The 24613-nt window shown below is 47.5% G+C and carries 16 protein-coding genes; 4 read left to right on the forward strand and 12 right to left on the reverse strand.

The genetic code is table 11. The features are described 5' to 3' along the window. The first annotated feature begins 85 nt into the window (after positions 1-85). Both htpG and GA0116948_RS06350 read left to right on the forward strand, forming a co-directional pair. Positions 86-1912 carry a molecular chaperone HtpG gene (gene htpG / locus GA0116948_RS06345; protein ID WP_089710213.1) on the forward strand — a complete coding sequence of 609 codons (1827 nt, stop codon included), beginning with the start codon at positions 86-88 and terminating at the stop codon, positions 1910-1912. A gap of 180 nt (positions 1913-2092) precedes the next feature. Beyond that, positions 2093-2902 carry a carboxylesterase family protein gene (locus GA0116948_RS06350; protein WP_089710215.1) on the forward strand — a complete coding sequence of 270 codons (810 nt, stop codon included), beginning with the start codon at positions 2093-2095 and terminating at the stop codon, positions 2900-2902. A 106-nt stretch (positions 2903-3008) separates the two neighbouring features. Here the strand turns inward: GA0116948_RS06350 and recJ are convergent, their stop codons facing one another. Both recJ and GA0116948_RS06360 read right to left on the reverse strand, forming a co-directional pair. After that, positions 3009-4715 (reverse strand): single-stranded-DNA-specific exonuclease RecJ, encoded by a 1707-nt coding sequence (gene recJ / locus GA0116948_RS06355; protein WP_089710217.1) that lies wholly within the window; start codon positions 4713-4715, stop codon positions 3009-3011. Positions 4716-4820: 105 nt separating this feature from the next. After that, complete coding sequence (locus GA0116948_RS06360; RefSeq protein ID WP_089710219.1) at positions 4821-5786, reverse strand: polyprenyl synthetase family protein; 966 nt, start codon at positions 5784-5786, stop codon at positions 4821-4823. Between the two features lie 250 nt (positions 5787-6036). On the opposite strand from GA0116948_RS06360, the gene GA0116948_RS06365 reads away from it, so the two are divergent. After that, positions 6037-7599, forward strand: a complete 1563-nt coding sequence (locus tag GA0116948_RS06365; protein ID WP_089710221.1) for an OmpA family protein — start codon at positions 6037-6039, stop codon at positions 7597-7599. 420 nt (positions 7600-8019) lie between these two features. After that, positions 8020-9978 carry a KUP/HAK/KT family potassium transporter gene (locus tag GA0116948_RS06370; RefSeq protein ID WP_089710223.1) on the forward strand — a complete coding sequence of 653 codons (1959 nt, stop codon included), beginning with the start codon at positions 8020-8022 and terminating at the stop codon, positions 9976-9978. 162 nt (positions 9979-10140) lie between these two features. On the opposite strand, the gene ftsZ is transcribed toward GA0116948_RS06370, so the two are convergent. The 10 genes from ftsZ to GA0116948_RS06420 form a co-directional block, all read right to left on the reverse strand. Next, the gene (ftsZ, locus tag GA0116948_RS06375) at positions 10141-11901 is read right to left on the reverse strand and encodes a cell division protein FtsZ (RefSeq protein WP_089710225.1); all 1761 of its coding nucleotides are present in this window, start codon (positions 11899-11901) and stop codon (positions 10141-10143) included. Positions 11902-12146: 245 nt separating this feature from the next. Further along, a complete protein-coding gene (ftsA, locus tag GA0116948_RS06380) occupies positions 12147-13553 on the reverse strand; it encodes a cell division protein FtsA (protein WP_089710227.1) in 1407 nt (468 codons plus the stop codon). A gap of 25 nt (positions 13554-13578) precedes the next feature. Beyond that, on the reverse strand, positions 13579-14622 hold the full coding sequence (locus tag GA0116948_RS06385; protein WP_170876069.1) for a cell division protein FtsQ/DivIB: 1044 nt from the start codon (positions 14620-14622) through the stop codon (positions 13579-13581). A gap of 17 nt (positions 14623-14639) precedes the next feature. Further along, positions 14640-15998 (reverse strand): UDP-N-acetylmuramate--L-alanine ligase, encoded by a 1359-nt coding sequence (murC, locus tag GA0116948_RS06390; RefSeq protein ID WP_089710231.1) that lies wholly within the window; start codon positions 15996-15998, stop codon positions 14640-14642. 8 nt (positions 15999-16006) lie between these two features. Beyond that, positions 16007-17104: an undecaprenyldiphospho-muramoylpentapeptide beta-N-acetylglucosaminyltransferase gene (gene murG / locus GA0116948_RS06395; RefSeq protein ID WP_089710233.1), complete on the reverse strand. Its 1098-nt coding sequence runs from the start codon at positions 17102-17104 to the stop codon at positions 16007-16009. 22 nt (positions 17105-17126) lie between these two features. Continuing rightward, on the reverse strand, positions 17127-18332 hold the full coding sequence (locus GA0116948_RS06400) for an FtsW/RodA/SpoVE family cell cycle protein (protein ID WP_089710234.1): 1206 nt from the start codon (positions 18330-18332) through the stop codon (positions 17127-17129). Between the two features lie 33 nt (positions 18333-18365). Continuing rightward, a complete protein-coding gene (gene murD / locus GA0116948_RS06405) occupies positions 18366-19706 on the reverse strand; it encodes a UDP-N-acetylmuramoyl-L-alanine--D-glutamate ligase (RefSeq protein WP_089710236.1) in 1341 nt (446 codons plus the stop codon). A 37-nt stretch (positions 19707-19743) separates the two neighbouring features. Next, entirely contained in the window at positions 19744-20994 is a 1251-nt protein-coding gene (gene mraY, locus GA0116948_RS06410; RefSeq protein WP_089710238.1) for a phospho-N-acetylmuramoyl-pentapeptide-transferase, read from the reverse strand. A gap of 34 nt (positions 20995-21028) precedes the next feature. After that, a complete protein-coding gene (locus tag GA0116948_RS06415; protein ID WP_089710240.1) occupies positions 21029-22495 on the reverse strand; it encodes a UDP-N-acetylmuramoyl-L-alanyl-D-glutamate--2,6-diaminopimelate ligase in 1467 nt (488 codons plus the stop codon). Further along, the gene (locus GA0116948_RS06420) at positions 22495-24606 is read right to left on the reverse strand and encodes a penicillin-binding protein (protein WP_089710242.1); all 2112 of its coding nucleotides are present in this window, start codon (positions 24604-24606) and stop codon (positions 22495-22497) included. Before GA0116948_RS06420 ends, GA0116948_RS06415 begins: the two co-directional genes overlap by 1 nt. Positions 24607-24613: the final 7 nt, after the last annotated feature.

Here is a 24613-nt window from a genome sequence, read left to right on the forward strand (position 1 = left end):
AAAATGGGCAATATTTGTCAATGTGGCAGCAGATCAGGCGTGGCACAGCGTTTGAAATTTCATTGATCTAAATTATTTCTACGATATGCAAAAAGGCGCTATTCGGGTACAGACGGAAAATATATTCCCGATCATTAAGAAATTCCTCTATTCCGATCACGAGATTTTTATCCGTGAGTTGGTGAGTAACGCGGTAGATGCTACGCAAAAATTAAAAACGCTGGCTAGTGTTGGGGAGTTTAAAGGAGAACTGGGCGAACTGGAAATTACGGTGGCCATCGATAAAGAAAAAAAGACCCTTACCATATCCGACCGGGGTGTGGGCATGACAGCCGGGGAAGTAGACAAATACATTAACCAACTTGCTTTTTCCGGTGCCGAGGAGTTCCTTAATAAATATAAAGGACAAGGCGATGGCACCAATATCATTGGGCATTTTGGCCTGGGCTTCTACGCCGGTTTTATGGTAAGCAATGAGGTAGAGATCATCACGCAATCTTGGCAAAATGCACCCGCCGTACGCTGGGTGTGCGATGGTAGCCCCGAATACACGCTGGAAGAAACCACCCGTGCAGACCGTGGCACCGACATCGTGTTACACATTAACGAAGAAAGTGAAGAATTCCTGGAGCCTTCCCGCCTGCGCGGTATGCTCGAAAAATTCTGTAAGTTCCTGCCCATTCCCATCAAGTTTGAAGGACAGCAGATTAACAACCCACATCCTGCCTGGACCAAGAAACCCAGTGAACTGACGGATGAAGATTATATCAACTTTTACCGCGAGTTGTATCCTTTTGGCGAACCCCCTTTGTTCTGGATACACCTCAACGTAGATTATCCCTTTAACCTTACCGGCATCCTGTATTTTCCGAAAATTACCAAGTCGTACGAAATACAGAAAGACAAGATCAATCTCTACTCCAACCAGGTGTATGTAACCGACCAGGTAAATGATATTGTTCCAGAATTTCTGATGCTGCTGCATGGCGTTATCGATTCGCCAGACATCCCGCTAAACGTGAGCCGCAGCTACCTGCAAGGTGATCCGAATGTAAAAAAGATCAATGCCCACATCACTAAAAAAGTGGCTGATAAGCTGGAAGAAATGTTCCGCAACGACCGTAAGGCGTTTGAAGAAAAATGGGAACACATTGGCCTATTTGTGAAATACGGCATGATGACCGACGATAAATTCCTGGAAAAAGCAAATAAATTTCATCTTTTCCCAGGCGTAAATGGCAGCACTTTTTACACGCTGGAAGAATACCGTACCTCCGCCGCAGGATTACAAACCAATCATGAAGGCAAGCTCATTATTTTATACGCCACCGCACCCGTGCAGCAGGATGCTTATATTCAGGCAGCCCATGCAAAAGGTTATATCGTTGTGAAGCTGGATACCATGGTGGACGCGGCTTTCATTAATCAGGCGGAACAGAAATGGGAGAATGTGCAATTTACCCGCGTAGATGCCGACATTGCCGACAATCTAATTGATCCCATTGAAAAAACAGGCAGTGTATTGCTGGCCGACCAGGAAACAGCACTCAAGACCCTTTTTGAAGAACAAGTAAAACCCGCTCACATAAAAGTAGATTTGAAAGGCCTTAGCACCGATGCTGAGCCAGTGATCGTTACGCGCCCTGAATTTATGCGCCGCATGAAAGACATGGCAGCAGCAGGAGGTGGCGGTATGAGTTGGTATGCAAATATGCCCGATGAGGTGAATATGACGATCAATGCCAATCATCCGATTTACCAGGATATCCTGGCCCAGTCAGACGCTGGCAAAAAGGAAAAGCTGGTAAAGAACCTGGCAGATCTGGCTTTGTTATCGCAAGGATTGCTTACAGGTGCCGATCTTACGGCATTCGTTCATCGCAGTGTAGAATTATTGCACCAGCATAAATAAAAGATTTATAGCCAATATAATGTAGGTCCGTTGCAGTTTTCTGGCTGTGGCGGGCCTACATATTTTTAGATAAGGTGTACAATATTTATAAAACCTGTCCGTTAAGGGCAATAACATATCTTTAAGTAACCGTATCTTTAATTTGCACCACTTTATTTAGTTGTGGCTATATCTTTATGTATGAAAAAACCATTTAAAGCATTGCCAATGCTATTAGCAGCTTTATCCTTATGCAGTATGCTGGCCTGTACTAAAGAAGGCTCCTATATCACCGTTCCAACTAAAACTTCCGACACTACAAAAACAGTTACACCACCTGTTACCACGCCGGTGCAGGATTCTTTCCAGCTTCGTGATACTGGTATTACCATCGTTACGCTCAGCAAGGCGGTAGGTAATATGAAGCAGTATCTGCAATACATTCCCGCAGGATATAATGAAAAGAAAACTTACAAGTGGCCCATTGTATTTTTCCTGCATGGCACCGGGGAAATCGGCAACGATGCAAACGTCCTTCGGAATGTAGGACTGCCAAAGGTTTCCGCCGGCAAGCAGTTTATTATTATTGCGCCACAGTGTACGGCCAACTGGTGGAACCTGGATGCATTGCAAACATTTTATCTGTCTATGATCAAACAATATCATATAGACAGCAGCCGTATTTACCTGACCGGATTAAGTATGGGAGGTATGCAAACATGGGATTGGGCCATTGATAAACCCGCGCAATTTGCAGCCATCGTACCCATTTCAGCTAATGGAGACACCTCCAAAGTGAAAGTTTTAAAGAATTTACCAGTATGGGTTTTCCATAACGCCGATGATCCTACCGTAAGTGTATGGGGAGACCGTTTGATGGTGGATGCATTGAAAAATGCTGGTGGGAATGTAAAATATACGGAGAATGCTACTGGTGGCCATGATGCATGGGATAAGGCTTACGCCATGCCCGAGCTGTACACCTGGTTGCTTGCTCAGAAAAAACCATAATTCCTAAAACTCCTATTAAATATGCCCGCGTTCCACCAGGAGCGTGGGTTTTTTATTGACCTTTTAAGGCAAATACACAACGTGACATATAATTATATGGAAATACCTAACGCGAAGGACGGATATCAATTACTTTTAGTTGTAGACTTGTATTGCCCTGCCACTCATTTTCCTCTATCGTAAAAACCATATCGAAGGGAGCGCGGCTACTGATGCAGGGAAACTTTTCCGCCATGAAAAACCCTATTCCCGAGAGGGTTACGCCATTGCGACCCTGACGTACGGAGAATTTAATATGCTCCTCCTTTACAATTTTGCAATACCCGGTATCAAACACCTGCCGGGCCATGAACAGGGGGCGCAGGTTATCCGGCCCCAGGGGCTCAAACTGGTTCAGTATTTTAAAAAAGGAAGGAGAGATATCGCTGAAATTGATTTCCGTGTCGATTACAATTTCCGGGATCAGTAATTCTGGGTCTATGGTGGTGGCCACGACTTCCTCAAACCGTTGCTGGAAAGCTGCTACATTTTCTGGTTTCAGCGTCATGCCGGCTGCATAGAAATGGCCGCCGTAGTTTTCCAACAAATCCTTACACTGGTGAATGGCTTCGTACACATTGAAGCCACTTACAGAGCGCGCCGACCCGGCCACCTTGTCGTTGGATTGTGTTAAAATAATAGTAGGCCGGTAATAATATTTGTCGATCAGCCGGGAAGCTACAATACCCACCACCCCTTTATGCCAGTGAGGTTGATACAATACCGTGGATTTTTTGGTGTTCAGCATGATATCTTCCTGAATAAGCGCCACAGCCTCCTGCGTAATAGTACTGTCTATTTCCTTGCGGTCTGAATTATCTGCATGCAGTTGAGCGGCAATAACCATAGCATTTTCCGCTGATGATTCGATGAACAGGTTTACCGCTTTGCGCGCATCATCCATACGGCCGGCAGCGTTTACGCGGGGGGCAATTACGAAAACCAGGTTGGAAATGGTAAGTTGTTCTTTAAGGTTACTTAAGTCTATTAATGCCTTAATACCGGGCAAAGGGTTTTCATTTACTTTTTTCAGGCCATGAAAAGTAAGCACCCGGTTTTCACCAGTCATAGGTACAATGTCTGCGGCAATGCTGGTGGCTACCAGGTCCAGGTATTTGTAAGCCTTTTCTGACGAAATACCCCGCTTTTGTGCAAAAGCGCAAATCAGCTTAAACCCAATACCACAACCACTCAGCTCTTTGTAAGGGTAGGGGCAGTCTTCCTGTTTTGGATTAAGGATAGCTACGGCTGGCGGTAATTCTGCGTCTGGAAGGTGATGATCGCAGACGATGAAATCAATACCTTGTTCTTTGGCGTAAGTAATCAGTTCTATAGACTTAATGCCACAGTCTAGCGCTACTACCAGGCTAAAATCGTTTTCCCGTGCATATTCCACGCCGGCCATCGATATGCCGTAGCCTTCACGATAGCGGTGAGGTACATAAAATTCTATGTTTTTGTAGAAATCGTGTAGAAATGCATACACGGTTGCCACAGCCGTGGTACCGTCTACATCATAATCTCCATAGATCAATATTTTTTCTCCATATAAAATGGCCTGTTCAATGCGGGAAATGGCCTTATCCATTCCCTTCATCAGCCAGGGATCATGCAGGTCGGCCAGGGTGGGCCGAAAGAAAAGCCGGGCGGTATCAAACGTAGTGATGCCACGCTGCACAAGCAAGCGACACAGCAGCGGGTGGATTTTTAAAGCACTTTGCAGCGCCTGTTCCGCCCTGGGCTGATATCTCTTTACTGTCCACCGTTTCTGCATCGAAATGTTCGTTAATTGTGAATGGTTGTATCCTCAAGATGTACCATCATAAAAGATCGTACAGGTATAGACATTCGGGTTGTTCAACAATTTAGTGAATTAAAACTAGAATTTGCGATCTGTTGTAAAGCGCACCAATTGTTCCAATCCCTGGCGGATATCGCTTTCCGGGAACTGGTAGAGAATATGCAGCGCTTCATCGCGGTATTGCAGCATTTGCTGGTGAGCATACTCAATGCCACCAGAGTTTTTCACGATGTTGATTACCTCGTTCACCTTATCTTTATCAGTGTTGTGATTCTTCACAATATAAATAATGTGGCGGCGGGTTTCAGTAGTGGCGTGCTGCAACGTATAAATAAGTGGCAGCGTCATTTTCTTTTCCCGGATATCTATGCCGGTAGGTTTGCCTACATTATCGGAACCATAGTCGAATAGGTCGTCCTTGATCTGAAACGCAATACCTACTTTTTCGCCAAATAAGCGCATATGTTCCGTATCTACATCGTTGCCGCTGGCGCTCCAGGCGCCAGCCGCGCAGGCAGATGCCAGCAGGGAGGCGGTTTTGCGGCGGATGATCTCGAAATAGATATCTTCTTTAATATCCAGCTTACGGGTTTTCTCAAATTGCAACAACTCTCCTTCGCTCATTTCCTTTACGGCTTCTGAAAGGATCTGCAAGGTACGGTAGTCGTGGTTGTTCAGGGACAGCAACAGGCCTTTGGAAAGCAGATAGTCACCTACCAGCACAGCTACCTTGTTCTTCCATAGGGCATTGATGGAGAAAAAGCCGCGTCTTTCATTGGCATCGTCCACTACATCGTCGTGTACGAGGGTAGCGGTGTGCAGGAGTTCTACCAGGGCTGCGGCGCGGTAGGTACCTTCCTGGAGGTCGGATTGGAACATGCGGGCTGATAAAAGCACAAACATTGGCCTTATCTGTTTACCTTTGCGCTTCACTATATAATGCATGATGCGATCCAGCAAGGGAACGTGGCTCTTAACGGCGTCGGCAAACTTTAGTTCAAAGTCTTGTAATTCCTTTCTGATCAATCGTTTAATATCTTCCATGGGTGCATGTAAAAAAGGAAATGCTAAGCTAGCTTTAAAATATCATATTTGGATAAATTGGCCCCACATTTGCAGTTATGTGCATGTTTTACCACAGCAAGGTTGGGTTTATAATCTAGTAGTGAGGTAGTTATCAATGAAAATAATATTGCAATAAAAATTTGTATATTCATTAATCATTTTTACCTTTGCTGGGTAAAAAAAACGGGTTATTAGTAAATTTTTAACAGTTTTTAAATAGAAAACAATTATGGCAAGCAAAAAGTACTTATTACTGGCGGGAGCGGCGACCTTACTAGCGGCGTCTTCTACCTTCGCGCAAGTTAAGCCCACCGGTTATGATCCGTTGGATTCCACTAAAGTTTCCAGAGCAAAACAGACTCAGGAAAATTCCTTCCTGAATCATGAATCAAACTTTCCCTCCAAACCAAGAAACCAGTGGGAACTGGGCTTGCATGGCGGTTTAAGCTTGATTGACGGTACGATCGCTCCTACTCCTGGTTTTGGTGGTGGTATCTCTATTAGAAAAGCATTGGGTCATACCTTCTCGCTGCGCGCTGAATACACTGGTTCTATTGATAAAGGCCAGGATTACAGAGCTCATACAAACGCTACTAACCCAGTTCCTGCTGCGGGTGGTGCAAATCCTTGGGCTGCTTACGGTGCTAACAACATCTACGTTCCCAACTACAAAACACAAACTCACCAGTTGTCTTTGGATGTGCTCGTTTCGCTGAACAACATTATGTTCTACAGAGCTGAGCCTAAAGTTAACTGGTATGTACTGGCTGGTTATTCCATTTTGTCTGCTGACGTAGACGTTGATGCTTTGAACGGTAACGGTGCTATTTATGATTACTCCAGCGTTAACTTCGGTGGTAAACGTAGCGACATTCGCAAAGCGGTAAAAGATATCCGTGATGACGACTACGAACAAAATGCACCTTCTGAAGGTAACCGTGTATCCCTGGGCCGTCATAAAGACAACCAGTTGCTCCGTCACGCACTGGACCTCGGTACTGGCGTAGCATTTAAAGTGTCTAAACGCTTCAATATCGGTATAGAAGAAAAAGCTACCCTGCCTTTCACCGCTTACCTCGATGGTTATGCTGGTCCCGGCGGTTCTACTAAAGACTTCTATTCCTACACTTCCGTTCGGTTGAATTTCAACCTGGGCAGCTCCAGCAAACGTGTAGAACCACTCTGGTGGGTTAACCCGCTGGAATACTCTTACAGCGAGCTGAATGCTCCCCGTCACATGAAACTGCCTACTCCCGTACTGCCTGATGCTGACGGTGATGGTGTAACTGACCAGTTCGATCGCGAACCAAACACGCCCGCAGGTGCTCCTGTAGACGTTCATGGCGTAGCTCGTGATACGGATGGTGACGGTGTTCCTGATTACAAAGACAAGGAACTGATCACGCCTACTTATTGCGCTCCTGTTGATGCAGACGGCGTTGGTAAATGCCCGGATCCTGAGTGCTGCAAGAACATCGCTGCTCAGCCAACTTGCTCTTCCCTGGTATTGCCTTCCGTTTCTTTCAAAGGTTCTGCTACTAAAGTATCTTCCGATGCTCAAGCCATCCTGGCTAGCGTAGCCGCTACCCTGAAATCTAACCCCACTTGTAATGTACTGGTTACCGGCCACGCTGGTGCCAAGGGCAAGAAAGGTGGTGTAGACCTGAGCAGCAGAAGAGTTGATGCTATCATCGACTACCTGGCTGACAAACAAGGTATCGACCGTGGTCGTTTCATCAAACAGAATACTGAAGGTGATTCTAACACCGTAGATCTGGCTCCTGCTAACTAATTTTAGTTAAGAAGCTAATCATATTGGAAAGTCCTGCCGTAAGGCGGGACTTTCTTTTTTTATAGGGTGTGCACCAGTTTTATACATAGCTATTAATCATAGATAGCGATGTAAAATTTATGCTTACAAATGGTCATACAATGTGATATATGGGAATTATTTTGCTAAAAATCAGCAATTTCTAATAAATACAAATAGGGGAGTTATCATTCCAAAGGCCTCATTTTTGGGCTTTAGTAACTTAAAATATGCTTAAAATATTGAGAGCAAGTAGGCGTATTACATGGGGTTTTCATAATAACATATATGTAGTCGGGTATAATAAGATCAGCTACTGCCGGGCGTTCCCGCAAATCGGGTAGCGCCTGTTATATTTCGCTAAAAACCTGTAATTTTGACGTTTCTTAGATACTTCAACTCGTGGTAAAGAACTTAAATAAGGTTACAATCGCCGGCCTCATCATTGCCCTCGGCATTATTTACGGCGATATCGGTACTTCTCCACTCTACGTTTTCAAAGCCATTATTGGGAATAATCCTGTTAGCGACCTGCTTGTTATAGGTGGGGTATCCTGTATTTTCTGGACGCTCACCCTTCAAACAACTATCAAATATGTGATCCTTACCCTTAAGGCCGATAACAAAGGGGAGGGTGGGATATTCTCCCTCTATGCACTTGTAAGAAGACATGCTAAATGGACAGTAATCTTTTGTATGATAGGAGGCGCAGCACTGCTGGCCGATGGTATTATTACTCCACCCATTACGGTAACTTCCGCTATTGAAGGGTTACGTACCCTACAAGTTTTTATGGACTTGAGCCAAATGACCATTGTTAAGATTGTGCTGGCTATCATCGTGATACTTTTTGTCATGCAGCAGTTTGGTACCAAATCTATCGGTAAACTGTTTGGGCCTATCATGATTATCTGGTTTGCCATGCTGGGCGTATTGGGCCTTTCTCACGTTACAGACGATTGGTCTATCCTCAAGGCCTTCAGTCCGCATTACGCCATTGAACTGCTCACTACCTATCCCAAAGGTTTCCTGATACTGGGGGCTGTATTCCTGTGTACTACAGGGGCAGAAGCGCTGTATTCCGACCTGGGGCACTGTGGCCGGGGAAATATCCGGGTATCCTGGGCATTTGTGAAAACCTGCCTTTTGCTGAACTATCTGGGCCAGGGTGCCTGGTTACTCACTCAGCGGGGAAAGATCTTGCCGAAAGATATGAACCCATTTTTCCAAATAATGCCAGATTGGTTTGTGATCTATGGCGTACTTATCGCTACCATGGCATCCGTTATTGCCTCGCAGGCGCTGATATCGGGTTCCTTCACTTTGATTTCTGAAGCCATGCGACTCAACCTCTGGCCCAAACTGAAGATCAACTATCCTACAGAAATGCGCGGTCAATTGTACATTCCAGGTATTAATATGATGCTGTTTGTGGGTTGTGTGGCCATTGTTTTGATATTCCGGGAATCTTCCCACATGGAAGCGGCTTACGGCCTGTCTATCACCATTTGTATGTTGATGACTTCCTGCCTGTTCGCCTTTTATATGTACACCCGCCGCGTGCGCCTGATCTGGATATGGCTATATTTGGTGGTGTATTTTGTGGTGGAATTCTCCTTCCTGTTTGCCAACCTGGTTAAGTTCATGCACGGTGGTTATGTAACAGTGGTGGTAGCCGGTGTGCTGTTCCTGGTGATGATGGTATGGTATCGCTCCCGTAAGATTAAGAACCGCTATGTGGAGTTTGTGAAGCTCGAAGATTATTTACCTATACTGCAGGAGCTTAGTAACGATACAACTATTCCTAAATATGCTACCCACCTGGTTTACATGAGTAGCGCTGACAATCCAAAAGAAATAGAACACAAGGTGATTTACTCTATCCTGAACAAGAAGCCCAAACGTGCAGACCTGTATTGGTTTGTACATGTGGACGTGGTGGATGAGCCTTACCTCTGTGAATATTCTGTGCAGACCATCATTCCTAATGAGGTGATCCGTGTAGAATTCCGGCTTGGTTTCCGTGTAGAGCAGCGTATTAATCTCATGTTCCGCATGGTGGTGGAAGACATGGTACGCAATAAGGAGGTGAATATTACCAGCCGCTATGAATCACTGAGTAAAAATAATGTGATGGGTGATTTTCAGTTTATCGTGATGGAAAAATTTCTTTCCCATGATAACGATCTGCCATTGTATGAGCGTTTGATTATGCGAGCTTATTTCTTCCTGAAGAAGATCAGCTTGTCGGAAGAAAGGGGCTTTGGGCTAGATTCGAGTTATGTGACTATTGAGAAATATCCGTTGGTGGTGGCCCCGGTAACGAATGTACAATTGAAGCGGGTGAGGAATAATTTATAAGCGCATCCTTAAATAAGGATGAAAAGCGAACCTGGCCAGGTTCGCTTTTTTAGTGTGTAACAGGCAAAAAAAGTCCCCCTGGAATAATGCCAGGGGGACTACTAAAACAACTAAAAAAAATCACTCAAAATAAACCTGGATACTACCTACTAACTAATAGCATCAGTCAGGTTTTTTACCATCTAAAAAAGTATTGATCGTATTGATCTCTGCCTGGTTGTTGACGGTGTAGTTGGAATATAAATTATCCCCTGCAGCAGCGGCGGCATTCTGAATTTCAACGTTGCGGCGGATGTAGGCCGGTACGTTTTCTATTTCCTGATTGTTCTCCATGTTCTTCACATTAAAGCTGATGCTGCGCAATTTAGCTACGCGTTCTGCCTGCTTGCGTTTCTGTTCGTCCATCATCATATCTTCTGCGGGCGAAACGGGCTGCTGCGGCTGTTGGGGGGGGGCGGGCGTTTCATCGCGGAACACCATTTCCATGCGTGGTTCACTGTCTGCCGGGGTATTATCTGCTGGGGCAATGTAGGTATGTCCGGGTTTGGGCGTGAAACCACTTACATAAGCGCCGTTGCCGGTAGTATTAGTAGTGGGCGGTGTTACGGAAATATTTGATTGCTGCGTGGGAGGCACTGGATTAGGAATGGGTTCGATGTCCATGTTGTAATTAGCACGCTGGATTGGATTTACCGGTACGGGTTGCACCGGGTAAAATTGCTGCGATGCCGGTGGCTGCTGAACCGGTTCTACCAAGCGTGGGGCCATAGCGTCTGGTGCAGCGGAGGCCTGGACCTGGAGCGGCTGTGTCATTTTCTTTTCTTCACCTTCTGTACCCAGGGTCATCAAAATCTTTTGCGGTTCCTGCGGCATTTCCGGCACACTGGCAGTTTGTACTGCTAATGTGGATGCAGGCTGGCTTTCGTTGGCGCGCATGGGGAACTGTTGTGCAATCGGATTTTGCTCAAAGCCGGTGGCAATGATAGTAACACCCAGTTTGCGGTCTAACATCTGATCGTAACCTACACCGAGGATCACATCGCAATCTTCGCCGGACTGGCTCTGTACATAGGCCTGGATGATATCCATTTCATCGAGCGTGTGTTCAAATTCACCTTCTGAAGAAGAGATATTGATTAAGATCCATTTGGCACCCCGAATATCGTTGTCGTTCAGCAGGGGAGAAGTCAATGCTTCTTCAATCGCTTTCTGCGCGCGGTTTTCGCCTTCTGCGGTAGCGGCGCCCAAAATGGCCACACCACCATTGCGCATGACCGTGCAAACGTCTGCAAAGTCTACGTTAATTTGTCCGGTGGAGTTAATCACATCGGTGATACACTTGGCAGCTGTAGCGAGGATATTATCTGCCTTCTCGAAGGCGGCCTTAAACTTCAGGTCACCATACTTCTGGCGCAGCTTGTCGTTAGAAATGATGAGCAGCGTGTCTACATACTCTTTCAGGCGGTTTACGCCTTCGTCTGCCTGCAACATCCTTTTCTTGCCTTCATATGAGAAGGGTGTGGTAACGATGCCCACCGTAAGTATGCCCAGTTCTTTACAGATCTTGGCGATAATAGGTGCGCCACCAGTGCCGGTGCCACCGCCCATGCCGGCGGTAATGAAGGCCATTTTCGTATTTACTTCCAGGATCTTTTTGATTTCCTCAAAAGATTCTTCCGTTGCTTGTTCGCCAATCTTGGGATTGGCGCCCGCTCCAAGGCCTTGGGTGAGGTGTGGCCCCAGTTGTACCTTATTGGGTACAGGACTGTTTGCTATGGCCTGGGCGTCTGTGTTACAAATAATAAAATTCACCCCGTCAATGCGCTGGTTGTACATATGATTCACCGCATTGCTTCCGCCGCCACCGATGCCAATCACCTTGATGATGGAAGACTTTTCTTTTGGAAGATCAAAATGTATCATGACTCTTTCTCTTTTTATGGGTTAGTTAGTAGTATCGTAGATCGTGACCAAAGGGCCGCGACAATTATGTTCCGGAATGTATTGTTAAATTGTCCTTAATGAAAAACAGATCAGATGAACAACAATTAAGCCAGTCCCTTTTTTATGTTTAACGCAGAAAGCGCATTTGTGTTTTACGCTTTACAACTTTAACATTTCACGATCACGCCTTACTTTATAACCTTCAACAATTCAACAATTCTTTATTAAAATTTTGCGTCCTCTTCTTCGGTGAACATATCGATGATTTTTGTTTTCATCTTGTCCAGGAAGGATTTGAGGGATGCGTTACGTTCTTTTACCTTGCGTTCCATCACCTGTGTTTCGGTAGGAGTACTAACAATTTCTTCCGTTGTTTCCTCCGTGAGTGCTGCTGCGGCCGCCTGTTCCTTGGCTTTATAGCTGGTGTTGATCTTAATAAAATTATCCTCCAGTGCGCGGCGATCATTTTCATAATCGTTATAGCCTTTCAGGATCAATCCTATGCAGGTGGCATACATTGGTTTGGTCAGCTCGTCCAGGTGACCGCTGGCCAAATGCTCATTGGGATAGCCAATGCGGGCACTTACGCCGGTGGTATATTCGGTGAGCTGGATGAGGTGTTTCAGTTGGGATCCGCCACCAGTAAGAATAATGCCGCCATTGAGCATTTTATTATCCATACCAATTTGCTTCAGGTGATACACCACGAAATCCATGATCTCACTCATGCGGGCCTGGATAATGTGGGCCAGGTTGCGTACGGAGATCTCTTTGGGTGCTTGTCCACGCAGGCCGGGAATGGTAATGAAAGCATTGTTTTTGGCTTCGTCTGCAAGGGCGTAGCCGAATTGTACTTTCATTTGTTCCGCCTGTGTTTTCAAAACGCCGAGGCCATTTTTAATATCGTTGGTGATGTTTTCGCCACCGTAAGGGATCACCGCTGTACTTTTTAGGATGCCTTCATAAAACACGGCCAGATCGGTGGTGCCGCCGCCGATGTCTACGATAGCCACGCCGGCTTCAAAGTCCAGGTCGCACATAACGGCTGCGGCAGAAGCCAGTGGCTGCAGCACGAGGTCATGGATCTTCAGACCAGACTTTTCCACGCTTCGGTTGATGTTGCGAATCGCATTTTTGTCGCCGGTAATGATGTGAAAATTAGCGCCCACTTTCACCCCAGACATGCCAATGGGGTAGGTAATATTCTGCAGGCTGTCTACGATATACTGCTGCGGGATCACGTCAATGATTTGGTCACTGGCGGGGATCACGGTTTTGTACTGATCATTGATCAGTTGGTCGATATCGAGTTGGGAAATTTCCGCATCGGTATCGCTGCGCACAATATCGCCGCGGGTTTGCAAGCTTTTGATGTGATGGCCTGCAATGCCAACGTACACTTCATTGATCTCCAGGTCGGGGTTAGAAGCATAACAGTTTTCCAAAGCCTGGCGGATGGCTTTGATGGTTTGGTCGATATTCAATACCATGCCGTGCTGCACGCCGAATGAAGGGGCCTTTCCGAAACCAAGGATTTCGAGTTTCCCGTATTCATTCTTTCTTCCTGCAATGGCAGCAATCTTCGTAGTTCCGATGTCGAGACCTACAATGATGGGAGCTTCCTGATTCATGGTGTTATGTTGTTTTTAAGTTCGTTTAAAAATGTGTTTTGCTACCGGGATACAAAGCTTTTGGCTTTAATGTTCCTTTAGGCTTTTCAGGTGTATGATGAGCGGTGACCGGCTTCGTTGCAGGCGCCTTTGGCTTTTCCGGGGCGGCTGCGGCGCTGGCCATCGCACTAAGGTGCGTGTTGCTGCTGTTATCTGCATCTGCATCACTGGCCCCATCATCGCCGGCAACATCGGCATGGGTGCTGTCGAACACCGGGAGTGCCGGTGCTTTCACTGGTATGCCTCCGTCTTTTCGGGTACACACCACCTCATCGTCGAAGGCAACATTGATCACGGTGTAATTGCCCCATCCCACTTTATTTAGCCCCTGCCTGTAAAATGCTAGCAGCTTGTTAAATTTAATGGCCACATCGGTTCCTTCTCCAAAGACGATTACCTGGTCGCCCAGTGTGGGTGTCATTTCCAGTTGGTAATCGGGGGTGATGTTCACTTGCTCGATCTGGGCCATCCAGAAGGCATCTTCCAGCACATAACTAGCCACTTCCACCACCTGTGCCGCCAGTATACTGTCGGCATGCGTGAGCGTTGTAGCGGCGGTCGGGAAGTTCGTGAATACCGGTACCCTTGCTGTATACCTTGCAGATACCGGTATATGACCCAGGTCTTTATCAAAGTAAAACGTGCTGCCACTGGTAGTGAATATGCGAGCTACCGGCTCGCGCAGTGTGGCCCGGATATTCACCACATCGCTGTTGTCAATGTACAGATCGGCCGTTTTAATCCATGGATTAGTGGCCACTACTTTTTCCAGCGCTGATAAATTCACTTCGCTCACTAATCGGCCTACCGGGTTGGTGGTTTTATTACCTACGACCAGGTTTTTAATATCCTTTTCATTCAGGAACGCATTATTAGCACTGCCAACTATCTGCACCGCCACACTTTTACAACGCGACGACTCCTTATCTTTTGTAGCCGCCACGACCAGCACCACAAAGCCGGCGAATGCCACCATCCAAAGGAAGGCAATTCCCATACGTTTAAGTGCTTTTTTCGTTTTTGGCTCCATATCATTGTTTCGTTGAATTAAGCTTCAACGATGGCTTTGATCTTCTCTTTCAGCAAGTCGATGTCGCCCGCACCTGCGGTTATGAGCAGGGGGGAAAGATGGGCGGGCAGCCATTCCAGGAGCGCCGCTTTTTCCAATACCTGCACCTGCGTGTGTGTCATTTTCCGGGCAATGAGTGCACTGGTTACGCCTTCCATGGGCAGCTCTCGGGCTGGATAAATGGGCAGTAACACCACCTCATCTGCCAGCGATAATACTTCCGCAAACCCATCAGCCAGGTCTTTAGTCCGGGAAAAAAGGTGAGGCTGGAAAACTACCGTACACTTTTTTCCGGGAAACAGGGCTTTAGCACTGGTGATCAGTGCGCGCAGCTCTTCCGGGTGATGCGCGTAATCGTCTATATAAATTTTATTTTCCTTTCTGACTACGTATTCAAATCTGCGGCGAATGCCTTTGAAATCTGCTACGGCGGCTTTAATAAGCGCGGTGTCAATGCCCAGTATGTAAGCCACCGAAATGGCTACCAGGGCGTTTTCTACATTGTGCAAACCGCCAATGTTAAGGCGTACATCCGTTATGGTCCACGATTGTTCGATCACATCGAAGGTATAACCGCCAGCTTCGGGGCGGATGTTTACCGCGTAAATATTTGCCTGGTTGTTGGTCAGGCTATAAGTAATCTTGTTCGGTGTGGCCAGGTCTGTATGGCGTTTTAAGCCGTACTTGGCCAGCAAAGTACCGTTGGGCTTAATGTTTTTAGTATACTGGATAAAGGCCTCCTCCATCGCTTCGGGGGTGCCGTAAATATCCAGGTGATCGGGGTCCATGGCGGTGAGCACGGCAATGTCCGGGTTCAGCTTCAGGAAGGATCGATCATATTCGTCGGCTTCTATTACGGCCACTTTTCGGTCGCTGCTCCAGAAGTTGCGGTTATAATTCACCGAAATGCCCCCCAGGAAAGCATTGCAGCCATAGCCGCTATGCCGCAGGATGTGGGCAGTCATGGTGCTGATAGTGGTTTTGCCATGGGTGCCGGCGATGGTGATGGCGTACATTTCGTTGGTAATTGCTTGCAGGATGTCGCTGCGTTTCACCACCGTGTAGCCATGATCGCGGTACCAGTTCAGTTCTGCATGACCGGCAGGGATAGCTGGGGTATATACTACCACGTTCGCCTCCCGGTCGAGGGCCTGCACATCATCTGTGTAATGAATGTGCATGCCCTCTGTGACCAGTTGTTGGGTGAGGCTTGTTTCTGTACGGTCATAACCACCTACGGACGCGCCGTTCTCATTGAAATAGCGGGCAATGGCGCTCATGCCAATGCCGCCTATGCCAATGAAGTAAACACGTTGTATGTTCTTTATAGCTATCATGTAATATTCTAACGAACCAGTTTTAATACTTCTTCCGCGATCGCCCTATCGGCGTGCGGGTTTGCAAGACCGGCAATATTGGCTTCCAGTTGTTCAATCAATGCTTTGTTCTGCAACAAACTGAACAGGGTGGTGCTTAATTGCGTACTCACTTCACTATCCTTGAGCAGCAGGGCTGCTTTTTTATGGACGAGGCTCATCGCGTTAGCCGTTTGATGATCTTCGGCGGCGAACGGGTAAGGCACAAATACGGTGGCTTTCTTCACTACACACAGCTCTGCGATGGCCAGGGCACCCGCCCGGGATACCACCACATCGGCGGCAGCATAAGCCTGGTCCATGTTGGTGATAAATTCCAATACCTTCACCTGTGTGGCATATGGCGCGGCGGCAGCTTTGGCCGTATTAAAATATGGCTTGCCAGTTTGCCAGATGAGCTGCACATCTTTCTCTACGAAGTAGGCCAGCATAGCGTGAATGGCTTCATTAATAGACTTGGCCCCCAGGCTGCCGCCTACTACAAACACGGTTTGTTTTTTGGTATCCAGCCCAAAATGTATCAGGCTGTCGTTGCGCGTAGCGCTGCTTTGTGTAATGCTGCTGCGCACCGGATTGCCGGTAAGCAGGATTTTAGCGGCGGGGAAAAACTTTTCCATGCCATCGTAGCCTACACATATTTTCTGCGCCCGTTGCGACAATATCTTATTACTTTTTCCGGCGAAGGAATTTTGTTCCTGTATCAGTGTGGGAATGCCATTGCGCTGTGCGCGATCCAGCATCGGGAAACTGGCGAAGCCGCCTACACCCACCACTACATCCGGCTGGAATGTGTTGAGAATGCGTTTTGCATGCAGTAGGCTTTTGATTAGTTTAAACGGCAGCAGTATGTTTTTAAAAATATTGCTTCGGTTAAAACCCACGATTTCCAGGCCTTCAATGCGGTAACCCGCCTGCGGCACTTTCTCCATCTCCATCTTGCCCTTGGCGCCTACGAAAAGGATGTCTATATCGCCGTTGGTAATTTCTTTCAACGCATTGGCAATTGCGATCGCCGGGAAGATATGTCCTCCCGTACCGCCACCTGCTATGATTACTTTGCGTTGCATATGTTTGTTTTAAACTACTTTTTTATACAGCGATATTTAAACCTGCCTCCCGCTGCTGTTCCAGCACGCGTTCTATGCGTTCTTTTTCAATTCGTTTCAATTCTGTTTCTTCTACATTCCTGGATACGCTTAAAATAATACCGATAGCCAGGCTAGTGAAGATTACCGATGAGCCACCCATGCTTACCATGGGGAGCGTAACGCCCGTTACCGGGAATAAATGCACGTTCACCGCCATGTTTGCCAACGCCTGTATGACCAGAGTAAAGCTAAGTCCCAGCGCGAGGAAGGCGCCAAAAGCAAACGGACACTTTTTAAAGATGCGAATACTGCGCAAGAGCAATAGCATATAAGCTATCAGGATTAAAAAGGCGCCAAAGATACCATACTCTTCGATTATGATCGCATAAATAAAATCAGAATATGGATGCGGCAGGAAATTGCGCTGGTTACTGTTGCCAGGGCCTTTCCCGAGTACGCCTCCTTCTGCAATAGCAATGTTAGCCTGCTGTACCTGATAAGGCATGTCTTTATCATCGCCGCTGGAAAAACTTTCAATGCGCGACACCCAGGTGGCGGTACGCATTTTATTGCCTGTTAGGCTGGCAAACACAAATAGCAGTAACACAATGCCCACCATGCAACCTATCATGGCGGCTAAATATTTTACCGGCACCCGGCCAATGAAGCATAGCAGCATACAACTGGCGCCTAATAATAAGGCTGTACTCATATTAGCCGGCATGATCATAATACAAATCAGTCCCACCGGCACAATGATGGGCAAAAATCCTTTTCTGAAATCCTCTATAACGCCCTGTTTTCGGGATAACTGACGAGATACGTACATGAACAGCGCCAGTTTGGCAATGTCGGATGTCTGGAAGGTGAGGTTAATCACCGGCAGATTGATCCAACGCGCTGCGCTGTTGAGGTTCCGTCCAAATGCCAGCGTATAGCAGAGCAAGGGGATAGAAATGATAAAGCCTATTTGCGCAATGCGGGAATACACCGTATAGTTTACCCGGTGCGCAAAATAAATGATGAGCAGCCCCAGACCCAATACCGTCAATTGCTTGATGAGGTAATATTCTGTGTGCCCGTTCCGTAAACGATATGCCAGCGATCCTGTGGAGCTGTATACTGCCAACAGGCTTACTACCGATAGGAAGAACACTATCGTCCAGATCACTTTATCGCCCTTCGCTCTATGGAGTAAACCATTCATGGCATTGTAATTTCATAATTAAATAAAGGCGCCTTACAGCTCCCGCACTACCTCCTTAAACTTGCGGCCCCGGTCTTCGTAATTCTTAAACAGGTCGAAACTGGCGCATGCTGGTGAAAGCAATACCACATCGCCCTTGTTCGATTGCTGGAAAGCCGCTTTCACGGCGTCTTCCATGCTGCTGGTGCTTATCATGGTGGCAACCTCTTTGCCCAGTGCATCCTGGATGGGCTGGTTGTCTACGCCCAGGCAGATAATGGCCTTCACCCTTTCTTTTACCAGCTCGCGGATGGCGGAATAATCATTCCCCTTATCCACGCCGCCCATGATCAGGATAATGGGGCGGTTTTCTATGCTTTCCAAGGCAAACCATACGGAATTTACGTTGGTAGCCTTGCTATCATTAATAAAATCTACGCCACGTACGGTGGCCACAAACTCCATGCGATGCTCCAGGCTTTTGAAAGAAGCCAGGCTCTCGCGGATCTTTTCCTTGCGGATGTTCATGGTCCGTCCGGCTATTCCTGCTGCCATAGAGTTATAAATATTGTGTTTTCCTTTCAACGCCAGGTCATACATCGATACGATTTCTGTGTCTCCATTCACGGTGATATTAATCTGGTCATTTGTCATTGATCCGCCTTCTTTCAGTGGTTCCATAATCGTAAAGGGTATTAAGGTTGAATGAATAGAGTGATTTTTCAGATAGTTCATGATCTCTGGATCATCCTTGCAGTAGATGAAATAATCACCTGCTACCTGGTTCATGGCAATCCTGAACTTAGATGCCACGTAATGCTCCATTTTATAATTGTACCGGTCCAGATGATCTGGGGTAATATTTAATAAGATGGCCACGTGAGGCCGGAAGTCTTTGATATCGTCCAGTTGGAAACTGCTGATCTCTATCACGTAATATTCCTGCGGATCGGTGGCCACCTGCTTGGCGTAGCTGATGCCGATATTACCCACCATAGCCACCGGCAGGCCGGCATTGTGAAAAATATGATAGGTCAGCGCTGTGGTGGTACTCTTGCCATTACTGCCTGTGATGGCGATGATCTTGGCATCTTTGCTATAGCGCCAGGCCAGTTCTATTTCCGAGATCACGGAAATATTAGTAGCCCGTATCTTTTTCATCACTTCGCTTTTTTCGGGGATGCCCGGACTTTTCACGATCTCGTCTGCCGCCAGTATTCGCTCCCAGCTATGCTGCGATTCCTCGAATTCGATCGCATGGGCCGTAAGCTCGTGTTTGTAAATGTCTTTGATCGGGCCTCCATCGGACACAAACACCTCATACCCCTGCTGTTTGCCCAGCAGGGCTGCACCTACGCCGCTTTCACCGGCTCCAAGTATGATGAGTTTAGCCATTGGTCGTTAGTTAGTCGGTTGTTTCGCTTGCACGTATTTATCTGAATTTCAGCGTGGCGATGGCAAATGCTGCGCACATGATGGTAACAATCCAGAAGCGTACGGCTATTTTACTTTCGTGATAACCTAATTTCTGATAGTGGTGGTGCAGGGGCGACATCAGGAAAATGCGCCGGCCCTCCCCATATTTTTTCTTTGTGTATTTAAAGTAAGATACCTGCATCACCACCGACAGATTTTCAACGAGGAAAATGCCGCAAAAAATGGGGATCAGCAATTCTTTCCGGACGATGAATGCCAGCGAGGCAATGATGCCGCCCAGCGCCAGGCTGCCGGTATCGCCCATGAATACCTGCGCCGGGAAGGCATTGTACCACAAAAAGCCCACGCATGCACCCACAAAGGCTGCGATGAAAATAGACAACTCACCAAGGTTGGGGATGTACATCACGTTCAGGTATTCAGCAAACTGTATATTGCCTGATACGTAAGCGAATATCCCGAGGCACATTCCGATCACCGCCGAAACACCGGTGGCCAGGCCATCCAGGCCGTCTGTAAGATTGGCCCCGTTGCTCACTGCCGTGATGATGATGATCACTACCAGCACGTACAGTACCCAGGTAAACTTTTCCGCGCCCGGTATCCAGGAGATCAGTTTGGAATAATTGAACTCATGATTTTTTACAAAAGGAATAGTGGTGATGGGCGTTTTAACATCTGTGAAGCGTTGGCCACCTTTGGTGACGCGCTCCTGGTGGTTCTTGGCCACATGCTCGCCAGTGGCCAGTTTGGCGCCCATGAGTTCGCGGCTTACCACCACGTCGTTGTTAAAATATAACGTGAGGCCAATGATCAGCCCCAGCCCTATTTGCCCCATTACCTTAAACTTACCCGCCAGTCCTTCCTTATTCTTCTTAAATACTTTTATATAATCGTCCACAAAACCGATAAGTCCCAGCCACACCGTACATAGCAGCATAAGCCAGATGTACACATTGTTTACCTGTGCAAACAGCAGGGTAGGGATGAGGATGGCGGAAAGGATGATCAGACCGCCCATGGTAGGGGTACCTTTCTTGGTGTTTTCGCCTGCCAGGCCCAGTGTACGGATCACTTCACCGATCTGCTTTTTTTGCAGGAATTGCACTAGTCGCTTACCCAGTAGCAGGGAAATGACCAGCGATAGCAGTAGTGCCAGCGTTACGCGGAACGTAATATACTGGAAGGCACCTGCGCCGCTCAGATGAAAATGCGTTTTTAAATAATTGAATAAGTAGTATAGCATACTGGTTCGGTGTCGTACGGATATTAGTCAGTCTTTATTTACCCAACAGGGTCAGCAATTCTCTCAGCACTTGTTTGTCATCGAAGGGATGTTTTACCCCATGGATGTCCTGGTATTTTTCGTGGCCTTTGCCGGCTACCAGGATAATATCTTCCGGGTTGGCCATGCTCACCGCCGTTTTGATCGCTTCTTTCCGGTCCACGATGCTCAGTGTTTTACGTTGCAGGTGAACAGGTACGCCAGCCTCCATTTCTTTAATGATAGCGGCGGGATCTTCTGAGCGAGGGTTGTCTGATGTAAAGATCACCCGATCGCTGCGTTCCACGGAAACCTGTGCCATCACAGGCCTTTTGGTGGTGTCCCGGTCGCCGCCACAGCCTACTACGGTAATGACTTTTTCATTGCCTTTGCGCAGGTTGTTGATGGTGTTCAGCACGTTCAGTAAAGCATCTGGCGTGTGTGCGTAGTCTACGATGCCAATTACTTTTTCTTTGTCGCTTACGATATAATCGAACCGGCCTTCCGCACCATTAATGGCGCTGAGTGCCTGCAATACTTCGTCTTTGTCCTGCCCCAGCAACATGGCAGCCCCATATACGGCCAGCAGGTTATAGGCATTGAATTCGCCGATAAGGCGGAAATGCACTTCCTTTTCGTTTACCTGCATTACCAGTCCGGTAAGGTTGTTTTCCAGGATCTTGCCCTTATAATCTGCCATAGTGCGCAGGCTGTATGTGGCTTTTTTGGCCTTCGTGTTTTGCAGCATCACCGTACCCCGTTTGTCGTCGAGGTTAGTGAGTGCAAAGGCAGCCGCCGGCATATTGTCGAAAAACAATTTCTTGACGCGTATATATTCGTCGAAGGTTTTATGGTAATCCAGGTGATCGTGGGTGATATTACTAAAAATGCCTCCTGCAAATTTGGCCCCGGCAATACGTTGCTGATGAATAGCATGTGAGCTTACTTCCATAAACGCATAGAAGCAGCCTTCGTCTACCATGTTGGCCAGCAAGGCCTGGAGGCTGATGGCGTCTGGGGTGGTATGCGTGGCGGGAATGACTTCGTCACCTATCTTGTTTTCCACGGTGGAGATAAGGCCGCAGTGAAAACGCAGTTTGGTAAATAAATTAAAAAGCAAGGTTGCAATGGTCGTTTTGCCATTGGTTCCCGTAACGCCCACCAGTTGCAGTTTGTGGGAGGGGTTATCGTAAAAGTTGCCCGCTATAATACCACAAGCCAGGGCGCTATCTGCCACTTGCACAAAACATACATTTTCCGGCTTTTCTTCCGGCAGCGTTTCGCACACGATAGCGGTAGCGCCCAAGGACACTGCTTTGTCTATGAACTGATGCCCGTCTGCATGAACGCCTTTGATGGCAATGAAAACATCGCCAGGTGTTACGGACCGTGAATCTATGCGGAGGGCCGGCACGGCAATGTTGTTATTGCCCTGCACCGCCACGATGCGCACATTGTATAATATTTCCTGCAGCGTCTTCATCAGCTCAGCTCTATTACGATGGTTTGTTCATTACTGCGGGACATACCTGCCGGCAATGATTGTTTTTTTACTTTTCCCGTGCCGCGAACGACTACTTTGAGGCCTGCATTTTCCAGCAGGTACAAGGCATCTTTCAGGCCCATGCCCACTACATCGGGTACTTCTCCTGCCTCGTTGCTCACGGGTTCGAACTGTACTTTATGACTGGTGTCTACTTTGGCGCTTACCCATTTAATGCCTGGCATATCGGCGTCGTTCATGGGTAGCTCCAGCGTTTCAATGATCGTTTTCCATGTGGTTGTCCTGGCGGTCTTCATGGCCAGGGCCGTATCTAAAGCAATGCCTTTGCGGGGCGTTCTTTCCTTTTCTGCATTCATGGCAAACAGGCGGTCGGCTACCTCGCGGAACACCGGGCCTGCTACAGATCCACCGTAAAATTTGGTGGCGTGCGGTTTGTTGCGGATCACCACCACGCAGGTGTACAACGGATGATTAGCCGGGAAATAACCTGCAAACGACGACTGGTAAATTTTCTCGGCATAACCATGGCTGCCATTGGCCATCAGGGCGGTGCCAGTTTTGCCAGCGAAGTTGTAATTTGGCGTCCACAGCGCTTTTGCTGTACCGTTCATAATGACCCCTTCCAGCATCTTCTTCACTTGTCGCAGGGTGGAGGAAGAGCAAATGCTATCCATCACTACTGCTGGCTCAAAGGTTTTTATCGGTTGCCCATATTCCTGGACAGCGCTTACCAGGTAGGGTTTCATCATCTTTCCACCATTCGCCACTGCGTTATACAACATACAGGTTTGCAAGGGGCTGATCAGCACTTCATAACCAAAACCCATCCAGGGCAGGGTAGAAGCGCTCCAGGTACGGCTACTGGTGTTTTTAATCACCGGTTGGCCTTCGCCCAGCAGGTCTATACCGGTAGGCTGATCCAGGTGCAGGCGGCGCAGGTGTTTCACAAAATCATTCGGATGATCTTTGTAAAACGTGTACGCCACTTTAGCCAGTCCCACGTTGCTGCTGATCTCGAAGGCATGTTTGATCGTTACATTGGTAATACCTGGGTGAGGTTCGCTATCGAAGATGGTGCGCTTGCCAAATTGCCAGCGGCCATTATTAATGTCTACCATGTCGTCCATGGTGGCATATTTGTCTTCGAAGGCGGAGATCACCGTCGCTAGTTTGAAGGTAGAACCCGGCTCCGTTACCTGGAGGGCGTAATTCATATCTTCATAATAGCTGCCATCTTCCTGCCTGCCCAGGTTGGCGATAGCTTTGATCTTACCCGTTTTTACCTCCATCACGATACAGGTGCCATACTGCGCTTCATTTTCCGTGAGGATATTCATCAATGCGCTTTCCGCAATGTCTTGTATGTTTACGTCCAGGGTGGTAATAATATCTTTTCCATTTTCCGGATCAATATCGGAACCGTCTACCGGGATGTAGGCCCCGCCGGAAATGCGGCGCATAAGGCGTTTACCGGCTGCTCCCTTGAGCGATGCGTCGTACGTCCTTTCGAGGCCAACGCTTTGTGCATTTTCCCGCGCCAGGCCGATGGTTCTGTTGGCCAGCAGCCGGAAAGGGTTTATGCGTTTATTTTTTGGCTCTGCGATCATACCACCTTTGTTTTTGCCGAGGCGAAACATTGGGAAGTCGCGTAGTGCCAGGTATTGTTTAAAATCGATGTCCCGCTTCAATAAAAAATAACGGTCCATGCTTTTATAACCCTGGTAAAAGAGTTTTTTATACTCGGCGGCATTTCTATCGCCAAACAGGTGTGCCATGCTCCAGGCCAGCGAATCCACGTTCTCTTTAAATATCTTACCATCCTTATCCCGTAGCCCGTCTGCGGCAAAGTCTACGCGGATGTCGAAATACGGAATGGAAGTAGACAGCATGCTGCCATCTTCCGAATATATGGTACCCCGGTCTGCATCGATGGGTACGTAGCGGGTGTGAAGGCTGTCCGACATGCTGCGCCATTTGGGGCCTTCCACTTGCTGGATGTAGAATACTTTAACCAGGATTGCTACACCAAAGAGTAACATGCCGATAAAGCATACATACACGCGCCACAATATGTCTTTCTTGATTTCCACGGCGGTA

This window comes from Chitinophaga costaii, from assembly GCF_900094705.1.
Lineage (GTDB): Bacteria > Bacteroidota > Bacteroidia > Chitinophagales > Chitinophagaceae > Chitinophaga > Chitinophaga costaii.

Coding starts and splice junctions, on each gene's coding strand:
- htpG (WP_089710213.1), top strand. CDS start 86: ATGCAAAAAGGCGCTATTCGGGTACAGACGGAAAATATATTCCCGATC.
- GA0116948_RS06350 (WP_089710215.1), top strand. CDS start 2,093: ATGAAAAAACCATTTAAAGCATTGCCAATGCTATTAGCAGCTTTATCC.
- recJ (WP_089710217.1), bottom strand. CDS start 4,715: ATGCAGAAACGGTGGACAGTAAAGAGATATCAGCCCAGGGCGGAACAG.
- GA0116948_RS06360 (WP_089710219.1), bottom strand. CDS start 5,786: ATGGAAGATATTAAACGATTGATCAGAAAGGAATTACAAGACTTTGAA.
- GA0116948_RS06365 (WP_089710221.1), top strand. CDS start 6,037: ATGGCAAGCAAAAAGTACTTATTACTGGCGGGAGCGGCGACCTTACTA.
- ftsZ (WP_089710225.1), bottom strand. CDS start 11,901: ATGATACATTTTGATCTTCCAAAAGAAAAGTCTTCCATCATCAAGGTG.
- ftsA (WP_089710227.1), bottom strand. CDS start 13,553: ATGAATCAGGAAGCTCCCATCATTGTAGGTCTCGACATCGGAACTACG.
- GA0116948_RS06385 (WP_170876069.1), bottom strand. CDS start 14,622: ATGGAGCCAAAAACGAAAAAAGCACTTAAACGTATGGGAATTGCCTTC.
- murC (WP_089710231.1), bottom strand. CDS start 15,998: ATGATAGCTATAAAGAACATACAACGTGTTTACTTCATTGGCATAGGC.
- murG (WP_089710233.1), bottom strand. CDS start 17,104: ATGCAACGCAAAGTAATCATAGCAGGTGGCGGTACGGGAGGACATATC.
- GA0116948_RS06400 (WP_089710234.1), bottom strand. CDS start 18,332: ATGAATGGTTTACTCCATAGAGCGAAGGGCGATAAAGTGATCTGGACG.
- murD (WP_089710236.1), bottom strand. CDS start 19,706: ATGGCTAAACTCATCATACTTGGAGCCGGTGAAAGCGGCGTAGGTGCA.
- mraY (WP_089710238.1), bottom strand. CDS start 20,994: ATGCTATACTACTTATTCAATTATTTAAAAACGCATTTTCATCTGAGC.
- GA0116948_RS06415 (WP_089710240.1), bottom strand. CDS start 22,495: ATGAAGACGCTGCAGGAAATATTATACAATGTGCGCATCGTGGCGGTG.